Below are 17,482 nucleotides of genomic sequence, written 5' to 3'. Positions count from 1 at the left end.
AACGTTCTAAAAAGAACTCAAATATGAAAAGAACTATTTTCTTTTTATGAAAACACAGCATATATGCAAAGATAAAGAAAGCCTGAGTTATCCCCAGGCTCTTCTTTATTTATCCTCACACAGCCTACACTACACTTAAGAAAGCACTTGTACTGCTATACTTTTTAGCTTCATCTACTATGATTAGCCACACTGAGTTATTCTTAGCCCACTCAGCAGGGATATTAGCAGAGATAGTCCCTGCCTTACGATTAGCCTGATTCTCTATCACGTAAAACTGGTTAGCATCTTGATTATACACCACGAAGACCATATCATCTTTCTCCTTTGCCAATCCTATTCCCACATCAGACTTCCAATTCACAGTAAGTTTAGCATTCTCTATCTTCACATCGCTTACGATAGGCACAGGCAATACCCCTTTAGTGATCACTACCTTAGCGTAGTCTATTGCTAAGTCACCATCTTTCTCTATTACCGTTTCTAATAACTGATAAGACATCGCTAAGTTGGTTCTAGACTTAGCCCCTTGATACTCTCCGAAGTACTTCCCTGTCAATTGATTCAACGGAGATAAGAACTCTGCTACTAGTTTAAACTTTGCACGTTGTTTTAACTGTCCTTCCGTTGCAGGTTTACCACTCTTTTTTGGCAAGCTTCGGATAATGTTTTTACCTCTCCAGTTTACCCCTACTACAGTACCTACTTTTCCTTGTACTCCTCCTAAAATTCCTTTTTTAATTTCTGCCATGATTTCTAATTTTTTAAAATGGTTATTAATTATGATATCAGATTATTACTCAGTAGCTACTCTATCGCTTAATCTTCTGATACAAATCTATTTCATATCAAAAACTTTATTTTAAATCATGACTTTTTTAACCACACATGACCTATTCTAGTCACTTATGGTCGCATATAGTGGGACACTATACGCCACTTCTTACATCAGATCTACACCTAAACTAGTAGATACAGAAAAGCCTTACTAGTATAAAACAGTAAGGCTCTTCTTCCCTTTAAAAAAAATGTAAACAATTCTTCTTTCTATAACGTTACTCTCTTAGAATTTCTTAACAGCTTCTGTTGTAGTAAAATATCCATTAAATAATAACTTCATCTCCTTATCGCCGAAGGCTTTAAAATCAAATACCCCTTGACTCTCAACACCTTTCTTTCCAGCACCAACCCCATTATTTGGTATTACTAATCCTTTCGTTTTTAATGTAATATCAGTCAATCGATTTGCATTCACTTCATATGATTGGGCATCTTCCCCTTCTAACATCAAAAACACACTTCTTACGATCCATTCACTTGAATCACTTAAAGAAACACGTTGACCGAAATCAGTAATTTGATTCTTACTATTCACCTTAATCGTCGGGTTTGGAATCCAAACTGTAATACTCATGTTATTAGCAGCTTCTCCATTTATATTCCAAACATTGATTTCTACAGCATTCATCGTTTTTCCATTTAAGAGATACACTCTGTCTTTAACCCCAGATTTATACTTATACTGGCTTACGTCAAAGGTTAACTCATGAATCTCATAATTTTTACCCCCTATCCAGAAGTAACTCGTGTCAGCTAACACCTCTACAGTGACCTTATTACTCTCCTTATAGCCTTCGCCCCCACGTGCTACGAAAGTGTATACACCTATCTCTGTCGGAGTATATTCAGTTCCCTCTATCTCTGTTCCGCTCTCTACATGGTATATTTTAGCAGCTACGGTCTCTTTAGAATCATTTAATACGTCGAATACGATTTTGTTTCCTACGATTACCTTGCTCTCCTTTACCGATAGATTTATGTTTACATAAGCTTTCACTTTAATATCTACAGCCTTGCTAGAAGTATACCCCGCATTCTTCGCTACTACTTTAAAATCTCCTGGTTTCATAAACTCATATAGTGCATTCACCTGTGTCTCATTGATGAAGATTCTAGCACCTTTCACTTCTTCCCCTTTTTGGCTTTCTACCTTTATAGATACCTTATCACCTACATAGTAATTCTTCTGTTCAATTTTTACGACTAACTCACCCAATTTTTCATCATCTACCACAGCATTATCATCGCTACTACAGGAGGCTAATAATGATAGACCTAGAAATAAAAATAAAATTCTCTTCATAACTTTTTTAAATAAATAATCTTAATTACAAATTAACAAAATTCACTTTTTATTAACTAAAACAAATCAAATATGATACATACCAATTGCGTATTTTTTAAACAAACCTCTCTAATTGATAGAATTTTAACGAAAAGAAAAACTCTAGCAGAGAACAAATAATAACACTCATCACATATATCAGAACAATTAATTATACTATTCAAATATTTTACATACTACTTCTAACCGACAAGCAGTCAAATTCTTCTTTAAGAAAACATTTTAACTACTATTAATCAACTAATTAACAACTAAAAAAACTCTTTAAACCCTATTTTCAATCATTGTACTTATTATCATTACTTTCATTAGAAAATGATGAAGATAATTCCTATCTTCATCTAACGATAGAGCCAATAATTACTTACTTTTGTTATAATAAAACATTACTAATTCACCGATTATGAAGTTTATCCCTCTAGCAGAGATAAAGCACTTATTACCAGAGGACTGTTGGTATAAGCATGAGAATCTAGACTTGCCGATCTTATATTACGAAGGGCACCAGCAGTGGGAAGACCCGCTAAACCTAGATACCATCTCTGCCCAACATTATACTGATGATCTTATCCCGTTTATTCTTATAAATGGCAATCTTACTGTACCCCAAATTTTCAATGCTAATACAGAGATTTCTACAGGACTAGTGGTACTAGGTAGCCTTACTACTAATAATATAGCAGTAGGAGGACAAGGTATCTATGTCAAAAGAAATCTAAAGGTAGCAGAGGTATTCTGGGGAGATTATAATCATGGAGAACTTATCGTAGGAGGTACCATACGCGCTAGACTGTTTATCAATACAGACTATGGTGTAGACGACTATCGCTTCAGTATGAAAGATCGCATAGAGATAGACTTCTTGCTAAACCATGACTTAGAACGAGACGTAGCAGAGCCTACAGTCCTATTCCATTTGATCAAACCAGAATTCTTATATAAACGAGAAGAACTAGATGACACCATATATTCTTGGGCAAATTGGTTGCGTACTGATGCTATTTTACAATCATTCGCTCAGAACCAATCCATTCTACTAGAAACGCCTAATCCTGCCTATGCAGATGAGAAGTACCCATTTGCTTTTGCGAATAAGGAGGTGAACCTAGACAACCTAATGAAGCTAGCAGGTGGTAGCATCTTTAATCAAGATCATATCCCTACTGGAGAAGAGATCGTCATAGACTATGCAGAAGAAGATATGTATAAGCGTATCTCATTTACGAATGGGAACTCGTACACTACATCTGTGTACTTCCAGTACCAAGACTTATACGCAATGCTAGTTACCATAGAGAAGAAAAAGTCTCTACTTCCATTCTCTAAAGACTACACCTTACAGACCTTCTATAGATACCCTACAGAGCTAGATCAGACTTGGCAACCGATGGTGAATACCAGTATAGCCGAATCACTGACCATCGAATGGGAGAAACTATTAGTAGAATACAGTGATATGATCGGTATCTATAATAAGAAACAGAAGATCATCACCGTAGCCAACTTTAACGATATCATGAAGCGCCCTGTCGTACAGCGACTAGGTCAGCGATACTATGAGAAGGAAGACTCTACGATATACTACTGTGGACAGCAGTGGAGATTCAGACTAGAGGACAGAGCTGCAGGTCATGCTCCACGTATCACCATACAGAACTACCTCGGCAAAGGCAAAAATGGAGAGAACCAATACGAGTACTTCCACTATGAGCTAGAGCAAGACCCTGACCCAAAAGGCAAGCCGTACATACAGCTGTATTACCAACGTGAGATCAGCCCAGATGCAGATGTATTCTTCTTAGAAGTATCTACCCGCAGACGTATGCTAAAAGCGATTAACTACTTCGTCTATCTACAGAAGTACATCGAACGCGTATGGATAAAAGAAGAGGTCATCCTCACTGATGAAGAAATAAAACTACGCGAAGCTAAAGAGAAAGGTAACACCTATCTTAAAAGCATCCTAGGACACCGATAACAAAAAACGAGACCAGTGGTCTCGTTTTTTTGTTGTTATTCTTTTATACTAAAATCTTATTACCTACTGCTAGGTTATCTATCATATTCTTGTTTTCAACTTCTACAGCCACAGGAGTATAAATATCCACATCTACTTCAGGTGTTTCAATAGATATAATTAAAGAGTATCGCATACTATCGTCATATCTTTTTTTCTTTTTAAGGTTTTTCCACCATCCTGAAGCCTTTGGAAAAACAGTTAATTTATTACATCGAGCTATATCAGCAGCATTACCTTCTATAAAATTACTGTGAATAGACCCTTTAAAATTCGAGTCATAATACCATCGACCATCACTATACCAATACAACTTCTTGAACACACTTATGCTTGCCCTCCTTTTTTGGTAGTCCCCTTCATTTTACTCAGTCTATCTCCTTTTTTAGCTTGTTGTTCTAATTGGGAGATTGTCTTTAGATAAGCGGTCTCTACCCCGCTTAGTGTTTTTGCCTTATACTTTTTATATTCGGCAGTTGCTTTCTCTTTCGCTGTAGCACTTGATATCTTACCTGCATTATCCAATATTTTACGTCCTGTAGAACTCAAGATATTATCTAACTCACGGATGTAGTCTTCCATACGCATCTCGCGTTCTTCGATAGCATTTAACTCTGCCAAATCAAAATATGCTGCAACTAAGTTATTAAGCACTTTTAATTCCTTTTCTTCTAAAAAGTTTTTCGCCACTAGCGCTTCTGCCTGTATAGGCTCATCTCCTTTAAAGGTGGTTAACCCTGCATAAGGCTTATCACTATCTACACGCATATAGATTACCTCACTGGCTGTATGTCCATGAGCTGCATAGTGTAATTTGTTTTGCACAATCTTAAAGAAAGTAATACTATCCTTGCTATTAGGATCGTAGTCCATAGCAGTCGCATATAGATCCAACACCTGACGATACATCACTTTTTCACTTGAGCGAATATCGCGTATGCGATCTAACAGCTCCTTCCAGTAGTTGCTACCCCCTAAGCCTTTAAGACGATCATCGTCCATAGTGAATCCTTTAACAATATACTCCCTTAATCGGGTAGTAGCCCACTGGCGAAAGCGAGTTGCTACCTTAGAATTAATTCTATAGCCTAATGCTATAATCATCTCCAGATTATAATAGTCTATCTCACGTGATACCTCACGACTACCTTCTATTTGAACTGTTCGGATTTTCCGAACAGTTGCCTCTGGCAGTAATTCTTCATCTGCGTATATATTTTTAATATGCTCACTTACAGTTGACTTAGCAGCTTGATAGAGCTCTACCAATTGTTTCTGTGTTAACCATACCGTTTCATTCTCCAGTTGAACATTAATCTTTGTCTGTCCATCTTCTGTTGTATACAATACTATCTCACTCATACTTCTATCTTTTTATGACGCTAGTGATAGAATTTCTAAACACACTTATCTTCTCATTGTCTAGCGTAATAGCTACATAATCTATATTCTCTTTCTTGTCAAAGATGTCTATAATGTGCTCATCTTCTAACACAGTGTTATTCTTCATTTCCTTAAAAAATCTCACTGATAAAACGATAGCACAAGGTTCCTAATACAAAATTCTTAAAATCCCATCCACCAAACCAAGCACTTCATTAACGATCTTCCATATCTTATTTTGCAATTCGGTTCTTTGCGCTGTACTTATCATCTTACACCTATTAATTTAATTATCAATTATATTATTCACTTAATACTTGAAATTCTATAAGTGAACTTTATTAGAACGAAGTTACTTAATTATACGCAAACCTTCCTCTATCTTATTCCATAATTCAGTCCTCTTTTACAAAGAAACCTTCTTTTACTATAAGCAAAGTATATAGGCTCTCATAACTAAATTCATTGTGGTAGACGCAAAATATTGTGTCTCTACATACCTATAGGATGAAATAATAAATGCCGTAGGCACACACTCCTAATTCTTAATTTTAAATTCCTAATTATAATGTGAGACCTTTCCTATCGTCAAGGTGACATACGGTATGGATAAAGAAAGGTGTCAATACATTGCGGTAGACGCAAAATATTGCAAGGCGTATCAATGTGGAATAAACAATATCTGTCTATGGCATGTGTGCATACATTATGTGACACGGATGATAATCCGTCTCTACTTTGATATACAAGACGTACATTATTCCTCATTATTCAGTATCATTTGTCAATTGTTCATCACGTATAGCTTCACGGTCTATGGCATGTGGGCATACCTTATGTGACACGGATGATAATCCGTCTCTACTTTGATATACAAGACGTACATTATTCCTCATTATTCATTGTCAATTGTTCATCACATATAGCTTCACGGTCTATGACATGTGGGCATACATAATGTGACACGGATGATAATCCGTCTCTACTTTGATATACAAGACGTACATTATTCCTAATTATTCATTGTCAATTATTCATCACGTATAGCTTCACGGTCTATGACATGTGGGCATACATTATGTGACACGGATGATAATCCGTCTCTACCTTTATATACAAGACGTACATTATTCCTCATTATTCATTGTCATTTGTTCATCATGTATAGTTTCAGGGTCTAACGCATGTGGACATACATTATGTGACACGGATGATAATCCGTCTCTACCTTTATATACAAGACGTACATTATTCCTCATTAAAACTAATTTCCTTTCATCACGTATAGCTTCACGGTGTATTGCATGGGGATTTTCTTACCTTTTAGAGAGGCAGGTTCCCAGGCGTTCATGGTTACTTTATCGATTAGTTGGATAAGGTGGACTTCCATTACCTTGTCGAAGTCACTACGCACCACTTCTATATAAGACGCAGTACCGTCAGGCTCTATCATAAAGTCAAAGATAACTGAACGGTCATAGTCCACAGCATTAGTAGGAAATTTCTCCTTAAAGGCTTTGGTCAGATTGCGAGATAGCTGCTCGATACTGATGCGAGAGCGCACAGGAGTAGCCTCCTTACTATAGCTCTTGGTAGTCTGATCGCGGTTAGGAGGAGTATTATCCTTCTTCACTTGAGCAGTGATATCAGCAGTAGTAAGTAGTGCAAGTACAGTAGACACTAGTAGTATTTTCTTTTTCATAAACAATTTGTTACGTGCGATTTAGCACTGTATTTTTATTTCTTTTTACCAATACCTAATTAACTGTGATATCCCCTATTTATTATATCGCAATTGAACATTCTCAGTATGTCCTTATTAAATTAACAAGACAAACACATATTTATATTCGCGATATAGCCTATCTTTAGCTTTACATACATAATCAAACACAACTATGAACAAGCTTATCCTACTTATCGCTACACTATTCTGTACAATATCTTATAGCCAGAAAGTCAGTGACACACCTCTATCAGAGATCACGGCTACTTATCTAGAGGTAACCGTATCTGGAACTCCTCTATCAAGTAAGCACTATGCCAACATAGACTATGGACAAAAGGCGAATAATAAGCAACTCAAGAATGACGATGGTACACCTATGATTTTTAATTCTGTTATAGATGTGATGAACTATCTAGACAGTAAAGAATATGAGTTGATTCATATCAACAGTAATGTTGTTGATGGATTTACGAGAACCAACTACTTTTTTAGAAAGAAGAAGTCCTCTGCTTGTACATGTACCTCATCTACTCCTATGATGCCTGCATTGGGATAGCCTAATCCTACCTAATTCTCATCTCCTCTATCTCTAGGTGGAGCGATGCGCTATACCTATAAATAAACCGATATGGAGATAATGACTCTAAAATCCCTTTTTGCCTCAGTATGTCTGACTGAAACTAAAACAACACACTGATAATCAAACCACAGCAAGACTTCATTTTTATCTCGTTCGGAAACTATTCGGAGAGTAGCAGTGATTACTTGGATTAGAAGGTGTTTTACCGAACTATAGTAAATCTCTATCCGAACCATCTCCTTACTTCATCAATAGTTGATCTGAACCATCTACACCTCATCACACAAAAAAATAGCGATATAGGCTCTCTTCTACATCGCTATAGCCGTCTCTTAGTACCTACTGATCGCCTCTAGCACCTCTTGTTCATCTAGATTCGTATACTCACAGAACTCCGTGTAGCTGACATAAGCTTCCTTAGGTTTGCGGTAGACTGTCTTGATCTTTCGCAGCAGTCTTAGGGACGTCGAATAACTCTTACCCGTGATAAGCATAACATCTTTTGGGTAAATACAAAATCTCGTTGGTTTTCTTCTCATAACATTTTACTTTTTTGATGGGTTTATAATTAGGGCACAAGATAGCATAAGCGGTCAAAAAGAGCAGATGAGTCCAGCTCTAGTCCATTTATTGAACCACGTAACGAAACAAGAACAATGTTTCGAATACAAATGCACTTCTCTCGCTTTTGACAATATTTGAATAGTTACATTAATCCGTTTTTGAACGGTATTTATCCTTTTATTTCTTCTAGTAAAACAAGCCTTATAACTGATTAAATAAGGTATTGTAACCATTTATAAACTACCTAAAACCAAAACCCCTTGTAATCGAAACTTTGTTTATAAAGTATATTTTTAAATGGATTCTCTTTTTTAAATTTGATACTATTCTAAAGCTATTTATCAACTTAAAAAAGACAATATGAAAAACATCAATTACATCAAGCATCTCAACTTTTGGTTCGAATTACTAAAGGATAATCCTGCTGTAAAACCAACCCATGTTAGCTTATACATCGCCTTATTCCAGCAGTGGAACCTCAACCATTTTACAGAAACATTTATTATCAACCGTCCTGAACTAATGAGCTTGAGCAAAATAGGGAGCAAGACTACGTACAGTAAGTGCCTCCAAGAGATGGTGGACTGGGGATGGATAGTCTATACACCGTCTACGTCTAGCTATAGCAACTCTGTGATGAAGATCATCTATACTCTGGATATCATAGAGCGACACAAGAAAATAAAGAAGGCTAAGTCTGACACGTCTAGTCCAAAAAATGGTATAGTGCACCAGTCCACTACTTGTCCCGAAAGTGGGGCACTAGAGGAGGTCAGCACTTGTCCCGAAAGTGGGACAAGTCGTGGACTAGTAGTGGGACACATATATAAAACTATAAACAATAAACAAAAACATATAAATATAAATAATTCAACAATTTCAAAATATGATGAAGCGCTATAAAACTAATTTAGAAGACACATACGATTTGGTTGAGAGAACGAAGCAGTATGATTTTAATACCTGCTTATCTTATATCCTCGAAAGAGGAAAAAAGTTATATGGGGAAGAGTTTATCATTAATCCGTTTCACAAAGATGCACTGTACAAAGTGCTTATCTATGCCATAGAAGATCACGCTACACTAGAGAGATTAGATTTATCGCTAGATAAAGGATTGCTCATCATGGGGGCTCCTAGTAGTGGCAAGACTGCTGTGATGCAGTTGGTCAAACCTTTTTTCTCTAGAAAGAAACAGTATGATATCAAGACGTGTCGCTCACTCGCTCATGATTTTATGCAGAGAGGATTCGAGACGACTACGCGATACGAAAACATCAATGCGAAACCATTCTGTCTAGATAACCTTGGCAAAGAACAAGTGGCAAAACACTACGGGTACGCCTGTGAGGTAGTTACGAATATCATCGAGAGTCACTATGAGCAACGCTTTGATCAGACGTACCCTCGCATACATATCACTACCTCACTCTCTCCTACTGAGATAGAGGATAGATATGGACAACACTTTCGCAAGATGCTACAACAGCTCTTCAATGTTATCGTGATAAAGTGATGGGAAATAGGGAATGGATATTTGGGAACAGGGAACCGACAAACAGGGAACAGACAAACAGGGAACAGACAAACAGGGAACAGACAAACAGGGAACAGACAAACAGGAAACAGACAAACAGGGAACAGACAAACAGGGAACAGACAAACAGGAAACAGACAAACAGGAAACAGACAAACAGGAAACAGACAAACAGGGAACAGACAAACAGGAAACAGACAAACAGGAAACAGACAAACAGGGAACAGGGGAACTGATAAACTGGGAACACCCCATGGGTAGGTAAAAACAATACATTATGTCAACTACAATGTGTTGATATCAGCATTCCTTATCTATACAGGTTGCCTTCATGACGATAGTACAATTCATTTGTGGAGTTAGAGAGATAGTAAGTTTAAGTTGAATTCGTTAAGAAACAAAAAAGCCAAAAGGAGGTATCCTTTTGGCTTTTCAAATGTTCAAATAATTAATCTTATCACTTACACTTACTATATGAACATTAGATAACAAACTTACGATAATCAAACGAGTCTAAACTAATAGTACCTCTATCTTTCAGACAATGAAAGATTCTTTTTCACAGCAATAATAATTTTAAAAATGCTAATATAGACATATATTCAAATATATTTTAACATTTTAAACAAAAAATAATTATTTATTTAACATTATAAAATAATTAATTCAGTATGAGGTATTTATGTTTATAATCTGTGATACGTTGTGTGGCTATATATTGTCGGCTGTATGTAATACAGCCCTACGATGGGGTTGAATGGATGTGGTATGCTTACTGTGGTAGTAATTTCACTAAAAAAAGAAAGCGTGATATACTAAGTATATCACGCTCTTATCTATTATTAATACATTTATTTTTTCAGTACTAATGTTTCTTTCTTGCTTTCTTTATAATCTTTAAACTTCAAGTCATATTCTATATAAGGATCATATACTCCTTCTAGTTTAAAGCCGTACTTTCTAGAAGCCCCATAACGAGTATCTTCTATATCATTATTCTCAAATATTACTTTACCGTCTTTACTAAATACACGTACTCGTGTAATCTGAAACCAATTAGGATTATCATAAACAAAACCAGCATTAATACTATTATCTTTAATCTCTAGTGTAGCATGACCATGTGCTGCTCCATCTACATAATTTAGTCCTCTTACTGTAGTAGAAACTGTTATTTTATCAAAAGGAGCTATTACATTTAGCTTTGAGCTTGAATTTATACTTGGATCTTTTTTACTAGAAGCAGTGATAGTCACAGTTCCTTTTTTATTAGCAAAGGTAGTCACTACTCCTTTCTCATCTACGGTAGCAATAGAAGGATTACTAGAAGTAAACACTAACATACCTTCTTCTATTCTATTTGGAATAGTTAATACTTCTAATTCGAAAGTGGTACCATATATAATATCATATTCTTTCGGTAACATAGCAATATCTGTAATATCTGGTTCTATAACCTCAACCTCAATAGTTTGCTCTTTTCCATTAGGAGACTTCACACTTATTAAAACACCACTTCCTAATGCTAATGGCTCTGCTAGTCCTGTTGAACTAATCTTAACAATCTTCTCATTAGAACTACTCCATATTAATCCAGTAAGCTCTGCGTCTTGAGGATAGGCAACTGCTTTTAGTTGTTCTTTTTTATTCAATATTAATACTCCATCTAACCCTACAATTTGCAAATCGCTTATCTCAGCTGGTTTAACAACAACCTTAATAGTAGCTTTGACTTGTTTATTAGTTGCAGCCGCTGTAATGTTCACTTCCCCTTTAGCAAAACCTGTTACTACTCCATCTTTTATTTTAGCAAAGTCATTATTATCCAATGTCCAAGTCAGCTCATCTTTCGCCACATTCTCTAAGGTTAATAATTCGTTTAGATCAATAGTATTTCCTCTGTGAACTTCTACTTTCTCTTGCTTGAAAACGACCTTAACATCTGCGACTATCAGCTTTAGGGTAGCTTTCTTATCACTGTTCTTTACAGACGCAGTAAGTGTAGTCTCTCCTTTAGCTGTTGCTTTAATCGTAGTACCTGATAAGTTGACAATCTTATCATTATATCCAGTCCATTGAATAGTCTTAGTATCTGCATTCTCTAATATTAATTCATCTAATAAATTAAAACTTTCGTTGACTAAAAGTTGTTTCTCTTTTGTTTTGAATTCTATTTTACTTGGCTTAGTTGGTGTACCTCCGTTATCATCACTAGAAGAGCAATTAAACAGAAATAAAGAACAAGCTACAAATAGTATACTCTTTAATTTCATAATAATAGTGGTGTTTATATTAACTGTAAATTAACATAAAAAACTCAAGACTAAAAAAACATTTTTTAGACATTCATTTAATAAACCACACATTAATCTCCTCCGCCTCCGCAACCTCCACAGCTACTACCACATGAGCTACCTGAGTCGCTACTATAGGTGTTATGAGAGCTACTACTAGAGCTACTAGAGTCTGTACCCCAACTATTGCTAGAATCAAATACATTATTGTGCTTACTATTCGATAATATAACTGTGGTAGTTAGAGCTGCTCCTAGAGCCGCCATACCTCCCTCTACATAAGACCACTGCCAATTGTTCTCTTTTGCTTTCTTAGGGATAATTCTTGACTGATAATAGGCTAAAATACCTTTTTCGATTAAGCTAGATGATACTGCACTTATAGTAGAGATGGTAGTGATAATCATCACGATAGTCAGTATAGAAATAAGAAACACAGGCTTATCTCTACTAATACCAATAACTATACGCATAAAGGCTAAAAAAGACATTCCGCCTAATGTAACAAGTAGTTGAATAATCAATTGGTTAATTTTATTTGAGTTACGGATATAACTAAACAGTGCATCTATAACAATCTTGTTATTCATAAAGACGGGTTTAGTCTTCAGCATATTCACTAAATCCTCATAATCTCTTATATCTGTTTCTTCTATACCTTTTAGTACAGCAGCCTGTTCACGGTTTTTCACAATACGACTCTGTATCAATCTAATTCTGCCTTTAGGTTCTAGCTTTAAATTCTTCTGTTCTATCAATTCGTGAAATGTTCCTATCACACCTTCACTAACTCCTCTATTCTTTAGATACATCACTTCATACGGATGTAAATTAAAGATAAATGACTCGTAACTACTATCTGTAATAATCTCTTGAATCCTAGTCTTACAATGGCGAACCATAAATATATATAACCCAATAAAGATGATTATACAGAATGGTAAGAATACTTCACTACTAATCTCTCGATAAATAGCACGCAAGGGATAAAATAAAATAATAGAGAGTGCTATAACAAGTACTACTGATATCCCTAATAGTCCATTATCACTTAGCTTAGATTTCTTTAATCGAAGGCTGTCATACATCGTACGATACTCCCATATCTCTTTAGGTTGTTCTCCGAATGCTTTAGTATAGAGAGTGGTAGTCTGTTCTTTTGCTTCCCTGAATTTGTCTATCTCAGTACGGTTATGTGTAGAAGGGATATGCTGTATATCCTTTCCTAACAGCTTACAGAAGCGATTATAGCTCTGTGTGAAGATAAGGTGCTGATGCCATACGATATCGACAATATCTGATGGGGAGACCATCTGATTAGAAGTGGCAGCGAGATACATAAACTTCTTGTATTCTAGTATAGCTGATTCAGTAAAGTGCTTAGTCCATAAGTTCTCTTTCGCTAAGCGCAATACGAACCCGTACTCATCTGTCCATTTATCTAGTTGGAACGCTTCTATCTTTGCCCAAAGTTCTTTATTCATTCTCTTTTCGAGTTTAAGTAATATAGAGTTGGGGGCTTCTATATGTGTTATCAGAACTAAATGTAAGAAGAAAAAGTTAAACCCCTTTCTCTAATCACAACAATCTAACTCATATTCTAATAACCTTTGTTAAAAAACAGATAGACTAGCAAAAGAAAAGTGTTACTTTGCAGCTAGTAAAAAACAGACTCATTATGGCTAATAAACCACGTATAGCATTGTTTATCGGAATAATATGTATCTCTATATTCCCTGTGATTGTGAAGTTAAACTTGACTCCGAGTCTGGTATCTGCCTTCTATCGTATGGCTATAGCTGCAGTATTCGTAGTGCCTTATGCTATCTTTACGAAACAGATCAAGCTATACGATGCTAAAACAATGATCTTGATTGTGCTATGTGGAATATTCTTCGGGTCTGATATCGCTGTATGGAACTATGCGATACAAGGGTCTTCTGCGACACAGGCTACATTACTGACTAACCTCGCTCCTGTATGGGTAGGTATAGGTAGTTATTTATTCTTAAGTACTAAGCCTACGTCTAACTTCTGGATAGGAACAGTATTCGCTATTCTAGGGATGGTGGTTCTTATCGGATTAGAAGTGTTCATGGATTTCTCTTTTGACCTGCCTTTTGCCTTCGGGATATTGTCAGGGATATTGTATGCATGCTATATCTTGATGAGTAAAAAGGTGCTATCTACTGTAGGAGTTATCCCATTTATGACATATAGTTTACTGGTCTCATCTGTGTTCTTAGCGATAGTGAATCTAATAGCAGGTTCGCCTTTTACGGGATGGTCTACAGAGGGATGGGTGACACTAGTGATACAAGGTATTATCTGTCAATTGTTAGCTTGGTTATTAATCAGCTACTCTACTCAGCATATGCGAGCTACTCGTGTATCGCTAAGTCTTCTTAGTCAAGCACTGCTAGCGGCTATACTAGCTTGGGTATTCTTAGATGAGCAAATCACGATACAGATGATGATAGGAGGTGCTGTTATCTTATTAGGTATCGGAATTACTTTTATAGAAAAACCGTTATTAGGAAGTAAAAAATAAAAGACAGTCTATATTTAGAACGCTTATTTTTGTATATTTCAACTAGTTAACTATTAAAAAAAATATTATGAAAGTTGATTTATACACTAAAGCTATACTTACAGTAATAGCTGCATGCCTAGTAGTGATAGTATTTAAAGATATTTCTATCATCACTCCTGCACAAGCGAATACTCCTGCTAACTTCACTCCTAGCGCTAATACAAGCTATGGATTAATGCCTCTAAATGCAGATGGTAGTATGAATGTACGTGTCAATAACTTCGACGAGTACGCAAATGATGTAAATGTCCGTTTTAACGATGAGCTAAAAGTGCGTATCACTAATTCTGAAATCAAGACTCAAGTATCAAGTGCATGGAGAGAAACATTCAAAGTAAAAATAGAACAATAGTACTAAGTTCAAATACTTAGTAGTAGACGCAATGTGTTGCTATATACGTTTAGCGTGTCACCTTGACGGTAGGAAAGATCTCATACAAGAATTCTTATAGTATGGGATGCTTCCTTCGTCAGTATAACATTGCTTTTGGATAAATAATTGACCACTATCTTAGAACCACACTGAGGCGTTGTTCCAAATAATCTTTATCCCTAAACCTATAAAGATGATAGAGACTACTACTTTCATAAAAGTAGAAACTAAAAAGCCGATTAGTGAGCCTGTAGCTGCTCTTAATGCTCTTCCTTTTTCTTTGCTATTATAGATCAACTCTCCTACTAAAGCTCCGACAAATGGCCCTATGATAAACCCTAATGGAATAGGTGCAAATATCCCGACTACTAGTCCGATATTGGTTCCCCATACGCCGTACTTACTCCCTCCAAATTTCTTAGTGCCTTGTGCAGGAATGATATAATCTAAAATGGAAATCGCTATCATCACCACAAAGCTAACCCACAGAATAGGATGATCCATCTCTACTCCCTTAGTCAAATATAGACATAGAATGCCTACCCAACTCAAAGGTAATCCTGGGAGCGCAGGTAGCACACTTCCGATAAGTCCTCCTGCTAATAATAAGATACTGATTAATAATAGTACATATTCCATCTGTATTTTTTGTATTTTTGAGAATTAAAGATACAATAATCCAAGCTATGAAAAAATTACTCTTTTCAATTTTCTTATCGATAGTATTACTAGGTTGTCAGAATAAAGCGAATTATCAACTAGACGAAGAGGCTTTATTAAAAGAGGAATTAGAGAAGATAGACTGGAGTAAGGTAGATACTTATCCGTCTGTAGAATCATGTGATTCTCTAACAGATAACCAAGCTAAAAAGGATTGTTTCTTTTCATATGTTACCCAAAATCTACAGTTAAGATTAAATGCAGATACTATTCAAGGCAACTTCGATCAACTAGACACACTCAAAATACTGGTGACTGTACAAGCAAATTCTAAAATAGACTTTCAGCTATACGAGATTCCTGATAGCCTAAAAGGATTGACTAAAACAATAGATGATATCTTACACAAACAAAGTCAAGATTTCACTACAGTACATCCTGCTCTAAAAAGAGGTGTTCCTGTGAAGAGTCAATTCGTGGTTCCTGTTGTCTTGAGTAAGCAGTAATATGTACTGTATCTCTGCTGTTGTTATCTATTTTTTTACTTTAAATGTCAATACAAAGTAACTTCCGATACTGATCGGCAACACAATATTCAGTAACCATATCAAGGTAGCAACTAAAGCAACAACCCACTGATTAACATCTAAAGCAGTGAAGATAAACATGGCAATACTCCCTTTAACAGCAAACTCTAAAAACTGAAAGTTAGGCAATGAAGAGGCCATCAGATAAATAGCAGATACTGCACATAAGAGTTCAAAATAAGGTATATCTACACCAAATAGATAGTACAAAATCACATACTGATGGGTAAACGATGCATAGCGAAGTAGGGCTAAGAATAGATTCTTGCGGTGTTTATTCTTTGGTATCTCATTTAATAAATTGAGAATAGTCTGTATAGAATAGCCTTTTATAGCGAAGTTTCTGATAGAGAATAACAACGTAAATACAACTGCTATCACAGCGTATACAATGTACAGATACGTATTGGGGATAATCTCATGGAACTGATTCAGAATAGTCAACCCAATCAACCCAAAAACAATAGCGTAGATCACCTGCACCCCGTTACACACCATATTCAAGAATATAACACGAGGGGCATCTTTCTTCTCAAAATAAAGTGCCTTACCAGCGTACTCTCCTATTCCATTTGGGGTAAATATTCCAAGTGTCAAAGCACTCAATACTTGCTTAGCCGCTTGTCCTACTGAGACTGGTTTGATTAACGAAGATAGACTCTGCCACTTCAGAATCTCTACAAAGCGGTTAGAGAATGTCAAGAACATCAACGCAGCAATAGCAAGGTAATTCTTAGGATCACTCACTACTTCTCCTAAAATATGGAAGTCCAGTGTCTCATCATTTGACAGCTGATTATAGATGTAATAAAAAGCAGCGCTTACTACTAATATTTTAATTAGAAGTACGAGATATTGCTTAGTTTTGTCAGATAGTATCTTCATTGCTACAAAGTAAACGATATTTTTAGTGTGATAGTGTATCTAGTGCAAAAAAGTGACTACAGCTCTTATACAAAAGCTATGTTGCTAAGGTTTAT

General features: G+C 35.9%; 20 protein-coding genes. 8 read left to right on the top strand and 12 right to left on the bottom strand.

The genetic code is table 11. The features are described from left to right. Positions 1-124: 124 nt before the first annotated feature. Together BK054_RS07140 and BK054_RS07135 are read right to left on the bottom strand one after the other, a co-directional pair. Entirely contained in the window at positions 125-751 is a 627-nt protein-coding gene (locus tag BK054_RS07140) for a DUF6266 family protein (protein ID WP_006257549.1), read from the bottom strand. A gap of 312 nt (positions 752-1,063) precedes the next feature. Further along, complete coding sequence (locus BK054_RS07135) at positions 1,064-2,143, bottom strand: hypothetical protein (protein WP_071307168.1); 1,080 nt, start codon at positions 2,141-2,143, stop codon at positions 1,064-1,066. A 445-nt stretch (positions 2,144-2,588) separates the two neighbouring features. Between BK054_RS07135 and BK054_RS07130 the strand changes: the two genes are divergently transcribed. Continuing rightward, complete coding sequence (locus tag BK054_RS07130; protein ID WP_071307167.1) at positions 2,589-4,163, top strand: hypothetical protein; 1,575 nt, start codon at positions 2,589-2,591, stop codon at positions 4,161-4,163. A gap of 43 nt (positions 4,164-4,206) precedes the next feature. Here the strand turns inward: BK054_RS07130 and BK054_RS07125 are convergent, their stop codons facing one another. The 6 genes from BK054_RS07125 to BK054_RS07115 form a co-directional block, all read right to left on the bottom strand. After that, entirely contained in the window at positions 4,207-4,527 is a 321-nt protein-coding gene (locus tag BK054_RS07125) for a hypothetical protein (RefSeq protein ID WP_051130911.1), read from the bottom strand. Between the two features lie 2 nt (positions 4,528-4,529). Then, positions 4,530-5,564, bottom strand: coding sequence for a virulence RhuM family protein (locus BK054_RS07120; RefSeq protein ID WP_016650085.1), 1,035 nt, complete (start codon positions 5,562-5,564; stop codon positions 4,530-4,532). A gap of 4 nt (positions 5,565-5,568) precedes the next feature. Continuing rightward, complete coding sequence (locus BK054_RS18260; protein WP_155242159.1) at positions 5,569-5,712, bottom strand: hypothetical protein; 144 nt, start codon at positions 5,710-5,712, stop codon at positions 5,569-5,571. Positions 5,713-6,352: 640 nt separating this feature from the next. Continuing rightward, positions 6,353-6,481, bottom strand: coding sequence for a hypothetical protein (locus tag BK054_RS18745; RefSeq protein WP_255404265.1), 129 nt, complete (start codon positions 6,479-6,481; stop codon positions 6,353-6,355). A 231-nt stretch (positions 6,482-6,712) separates the two neighbouring features. Next, positions 6,713-6,844: a hypothetical protein gene (locus tag BK054_RS18740; protein WP_255404263.1), complete on the bottom strand. Its 132-nt coding sequence runs from the start codon at positions 6,842-6,844 to the stop codon at positions 6,713-6,715. A gap of 5 nt (positions 6,845-6,849) precedes the next feature. Then, positions 6,850-7,287, bottom strand: a complete 438-nt coding sequence (locus tag BK054_RS07115; protein ID WP_071307166.1) for a hypothetical protein — start codon at positions 7,285-7,287, stop codon at positions 6,850-6,852. 196 nt (positions 7,288-7,483) lie between these two features. Here BK054_RS07115 and BK054_RS07110 point away from each other — a divergent pair, with 196 nt between their 5' ends. The 4 genes from BK054_RS07110 to BK054_RS07095 all read left to right on the top strand — a co-directional run bounded on the left by BK054_RS07110 (position 7,484) and on the right by BK054_RS07095 (position 10,260). Continuing rightward, on the top strand, positions 7,484-7,870 hold the full coding sequence (locus BK054_RS07110; RefSeq protein ID WP_071307165.1) for a hypothetical protein: 387 nt from the start codon (positions 7,484-7,486) through the stop codon (positions 7,868-7,870). 948 nt (positions 7,871-8,818) lie between these two features. Beyond that, positions 8,819-9,361, top strand: a complete 543-nt coding sequence (locus BK054_RS07105) for a hypothetical protein (RefSeq protein ID WP_071307164.1) — start codon at positions 8,819-8,821, stop codon at positions 9,359-9,361. Next, a complete protein-coding gene (locus BK054_RS07100) occupies positions 9,345-9,974 on the top strand; it encodes a hypothetical protein (protein WP_083387843.1) in 630 nt (209 codons plus the stop codon). Before BK054_RS07105 ends, BK054_RS07100 begins: the two co-directional genes overlap by 17 nt. Positions 9,975-9,987: 13 nt before the next feature. Further along, on the top strand, positions 9,988-10,260 hold the full coding sequence (locus BK054_RS07095) for a hypothetical protein (RefSeq protein ID WP_071307162.1): 273 nt from the start codon (positions 9,988-9,990) through the stop codon (positions 10,258-10,260). Positions 10,261-10,846: 586 nt separating this feature from the next. On the opposite strand, the gene BK054_RS07090 is transcribed toward BK054_RS07095, so the two are convergent. Together BK054_RS07090 and BK054_RS07085 are read right to left on the bottom strand one after the other, a co-directional pair. After that, positions 10,847-12,268 (bottom strand): Ig-like domain-containing protein, encoded by a 1,422-nt coding sequence (locus tag BK054_RS07090; protein ID WP_006266213.1) that lies wholly within the window; start codon positions 12,266-12,268, stop codon positions 10,847-10,849. A 92-nt stretch (positions 12,269-12,360) separates the two neighbouring features. Then, positions 12,361-13,773, bottom strand: a complete 1,413-nt coding sequence (locus BK054_RS07085; protein WP_071307161.1) for a glycine-rich domain-containing protein — start codon at positions 13,771-13,773, stop codon at positions 12,361-12,363. Between the two features lie 194 nt (positions 13,774-13,967). On the opposite strand from BK054_RS07085, the gene BK054_RS07080 reads away from it, so the two are divergent. Next, positions 13,968-14,840 carry a DMT family transporter gene (locus tag BK054_RS07080; RefSeq protein ID WP_071307160.1) on the top strand — a complete coding sequence of 291 codons (873 nt, stop codon included), beginning with the start codon at positions 13,968-13,970 and terminating at the stop codon, positions 14,838-14,840. Between the two features lie 67 nt (positions 14,841-14,907). Further along, complete coding sequence (locus BK054_RS07075; protein ID WP_071307159.1) at positions 14,908-15,234, top strand: hypothetical protein; 327 nt, start codon at positions 14,908-14,910, stop codon at positions 15,232-15,234. Between the two features lie 159 nt (positions 15,235-15,393). On the opposite strand, the gene BK054_RS07070 is transcribed toward BK054_RS07075, so the two are convergent. Further along, positions 15,394-15,894: a DUF456 domain-containing protein gene (locus BK054_RS07070; protein WP_006257566.1), complete on the bottom strand. Its 501-nt coding sequence runs from the start codon at positions 15,892-15,894 to the stop codon at positions 15,394-15,396. Between the two features lie 47 nt (positions 15,895-15,941). On the opposite strand from BK054_RS07070, the gene BK054_RS07065 reads away from it, so the two are divergent. Next, a complete protein-coding gene (locus tag BK054_RS07065) occupies positions 15,942-16,421 on the top strand; it encodes a hypothetical protein (protein ID WP_006257567.1) in 480 nt (159 codons plus the stop codon). 27 nt (positions 16,422-16,448) lie between these two features. On the opposite strand, the gene BK054_RS07060 is transcribed toward BK054_RS07065, so the two are convergent. After that, positions 16,449-17,387 (bottom strand): lysylphosphatidylglycerol synthase domain-containing protein, encoded by a 939-nt coding sequence (locus BK054_RS07060; RefSeq protein WP_006257568.1) that lies wholly within the window; start codon positions 17,385-17,387, stop codon positions 16,449-16,451. Positions 17,388-17,482 lie beyond the last annotated feature (95 nt).

It is taken from the genome of Myroides sp. ZB35 (genome assembly GCF_001865835.1).
Taxonomy (GTDB): domain Bacteria; phylum Bacteroidota; class Bacteroidia; order Flavobacteriales; family Flavobacteriaceae; genus Flavobacterium; species Flavobacterium odoratimimum.
Note: the sequence above shows the minus strand (reverse complement) of the source record. Positions and strands in the feature narration are given on the sequence as shown.

Coding starts and splice junctions, on each gene's coding strand:
- BK054_RS07065 (WP_006257567.1), top strand. CDS start 15,942: ATGAAAAAATTACTCTTTTCAATTTTCTTATCGATAGTATTACTAGGT.
- BK054_RS07060 (WP_006257568.1), bottom strand. CDS start 17,387: ATGAAGATACTATCTGACAAAACTAAGCAATATCTCGTACTTCTAATT.
- BK054_RS07090 (WP_006266213.1), bottom strand. CDS start 12,268: ATGAAATTAAAGAGTATACTATTTGTAGCTTGTTCTTTATTTCTGTTT.
- BK054_RS07085 (WP_071307161.1), bottom strand. CDS start 13,773: ATGAATAAAGAACTTTGGGCAAAGATAGAAGCGTTCCAACTAGATAAA.
- BK054_RS07080 (WP_071307160.1), top strand. CDS start 13,968: ATGGCTAATAAACCACGTATAGCATTGTTTATCGGAATAATATGTATC.
- BK054_RS07095 (WP_071307162.1), top strand. CDS start 9,988: ATGGATATTTGGGAACAGGGAACCGACAAACAGGGAACAGACAAACAG.
- BK054_RS07115 (WP_071307166.1), bottom strand. CDS start 7,287: ATGAAAAAGAAAATACTACTAGTGTCTACTGTACTTGCACTACTTACT.
- BK054_RS07140 (WP_006257549.1), bottom strand. CDS start 751: ATGGCAGAAATTAAAAAAGGAATTTTAGGAGGAGTACAAGGAAAAGTA.
- BK054_RS07120 (WP_016650085.1), bottom strand. CDS start 5,564: ATGAGTGAGATAGTATTGTATACAACAGAAGATGGACAGACAAAGATT.
- BK054_RS18260 (WP_155242159.1), bottom strand. CDS start 5,712: ATGAAGAATAACACTGTGTTAGAAGATGAGCACATTATAGACATCTTT.
- BK054_RS07130 (WP_071307167.1), top strand. CDS start 2,589: ATGAAGTTTATCCCTCTAGCAGAGATAAAGCACTTATTACCAGAGGAC.
- BK054_RS07135 (WP_071307168.1), bottom strand. CDS start 2,143: ATGAAGAGAATTTTATTTTTATTTCTAGGTCTATCATTATTAGCCTCC.
- BK054_RS18745 (WP_255404265.1), bottom strand. CDS start 6,481: ATGAGGAATAATGTACGTCTTGTATATCAAAGTAGAGACGGATTATCA.
- BK054_RS18740 (WP_255404263.1), bottom strand. CDS start 6,844: ATGAGGAATAATGTACGTCTTGTATATAAAGGTAGAGACGGATTATCA.
- BK054_RS07100 (WP_083387843.1), top strand. CDS start 9,345: ATGATGAAGCGCTATAAAACTAATTTAGAAGACACATACGATTTGGTT.
- BK054_RS07110 (WP_071307165.1), top strand. CDS start 7,484: ATGAACAAGCTTATCCTACTTATCGCTACACTATTCTGTACAATATCT.
- BK054_RS07075 (WP_071307159.1), top strand. CDS start 14,908: ATGAAAGTTGATTTATACACTAAAGCTATACTTACAGTAATAGCTGCA.
- BK054_RS07070 (WP_006257566.1), bottom strand. CDS start 15,894: ATGGAATATGTACTATTATTAATCAGTATCTTATTATTAGCAGGAGGA.
- BK054_RS07105 (WP_071307164.1), top strand. CDS start 8,819: ATGAAAAACATCAATTACATCAAGCATCTCAACTTTTGGTTCGAATTA.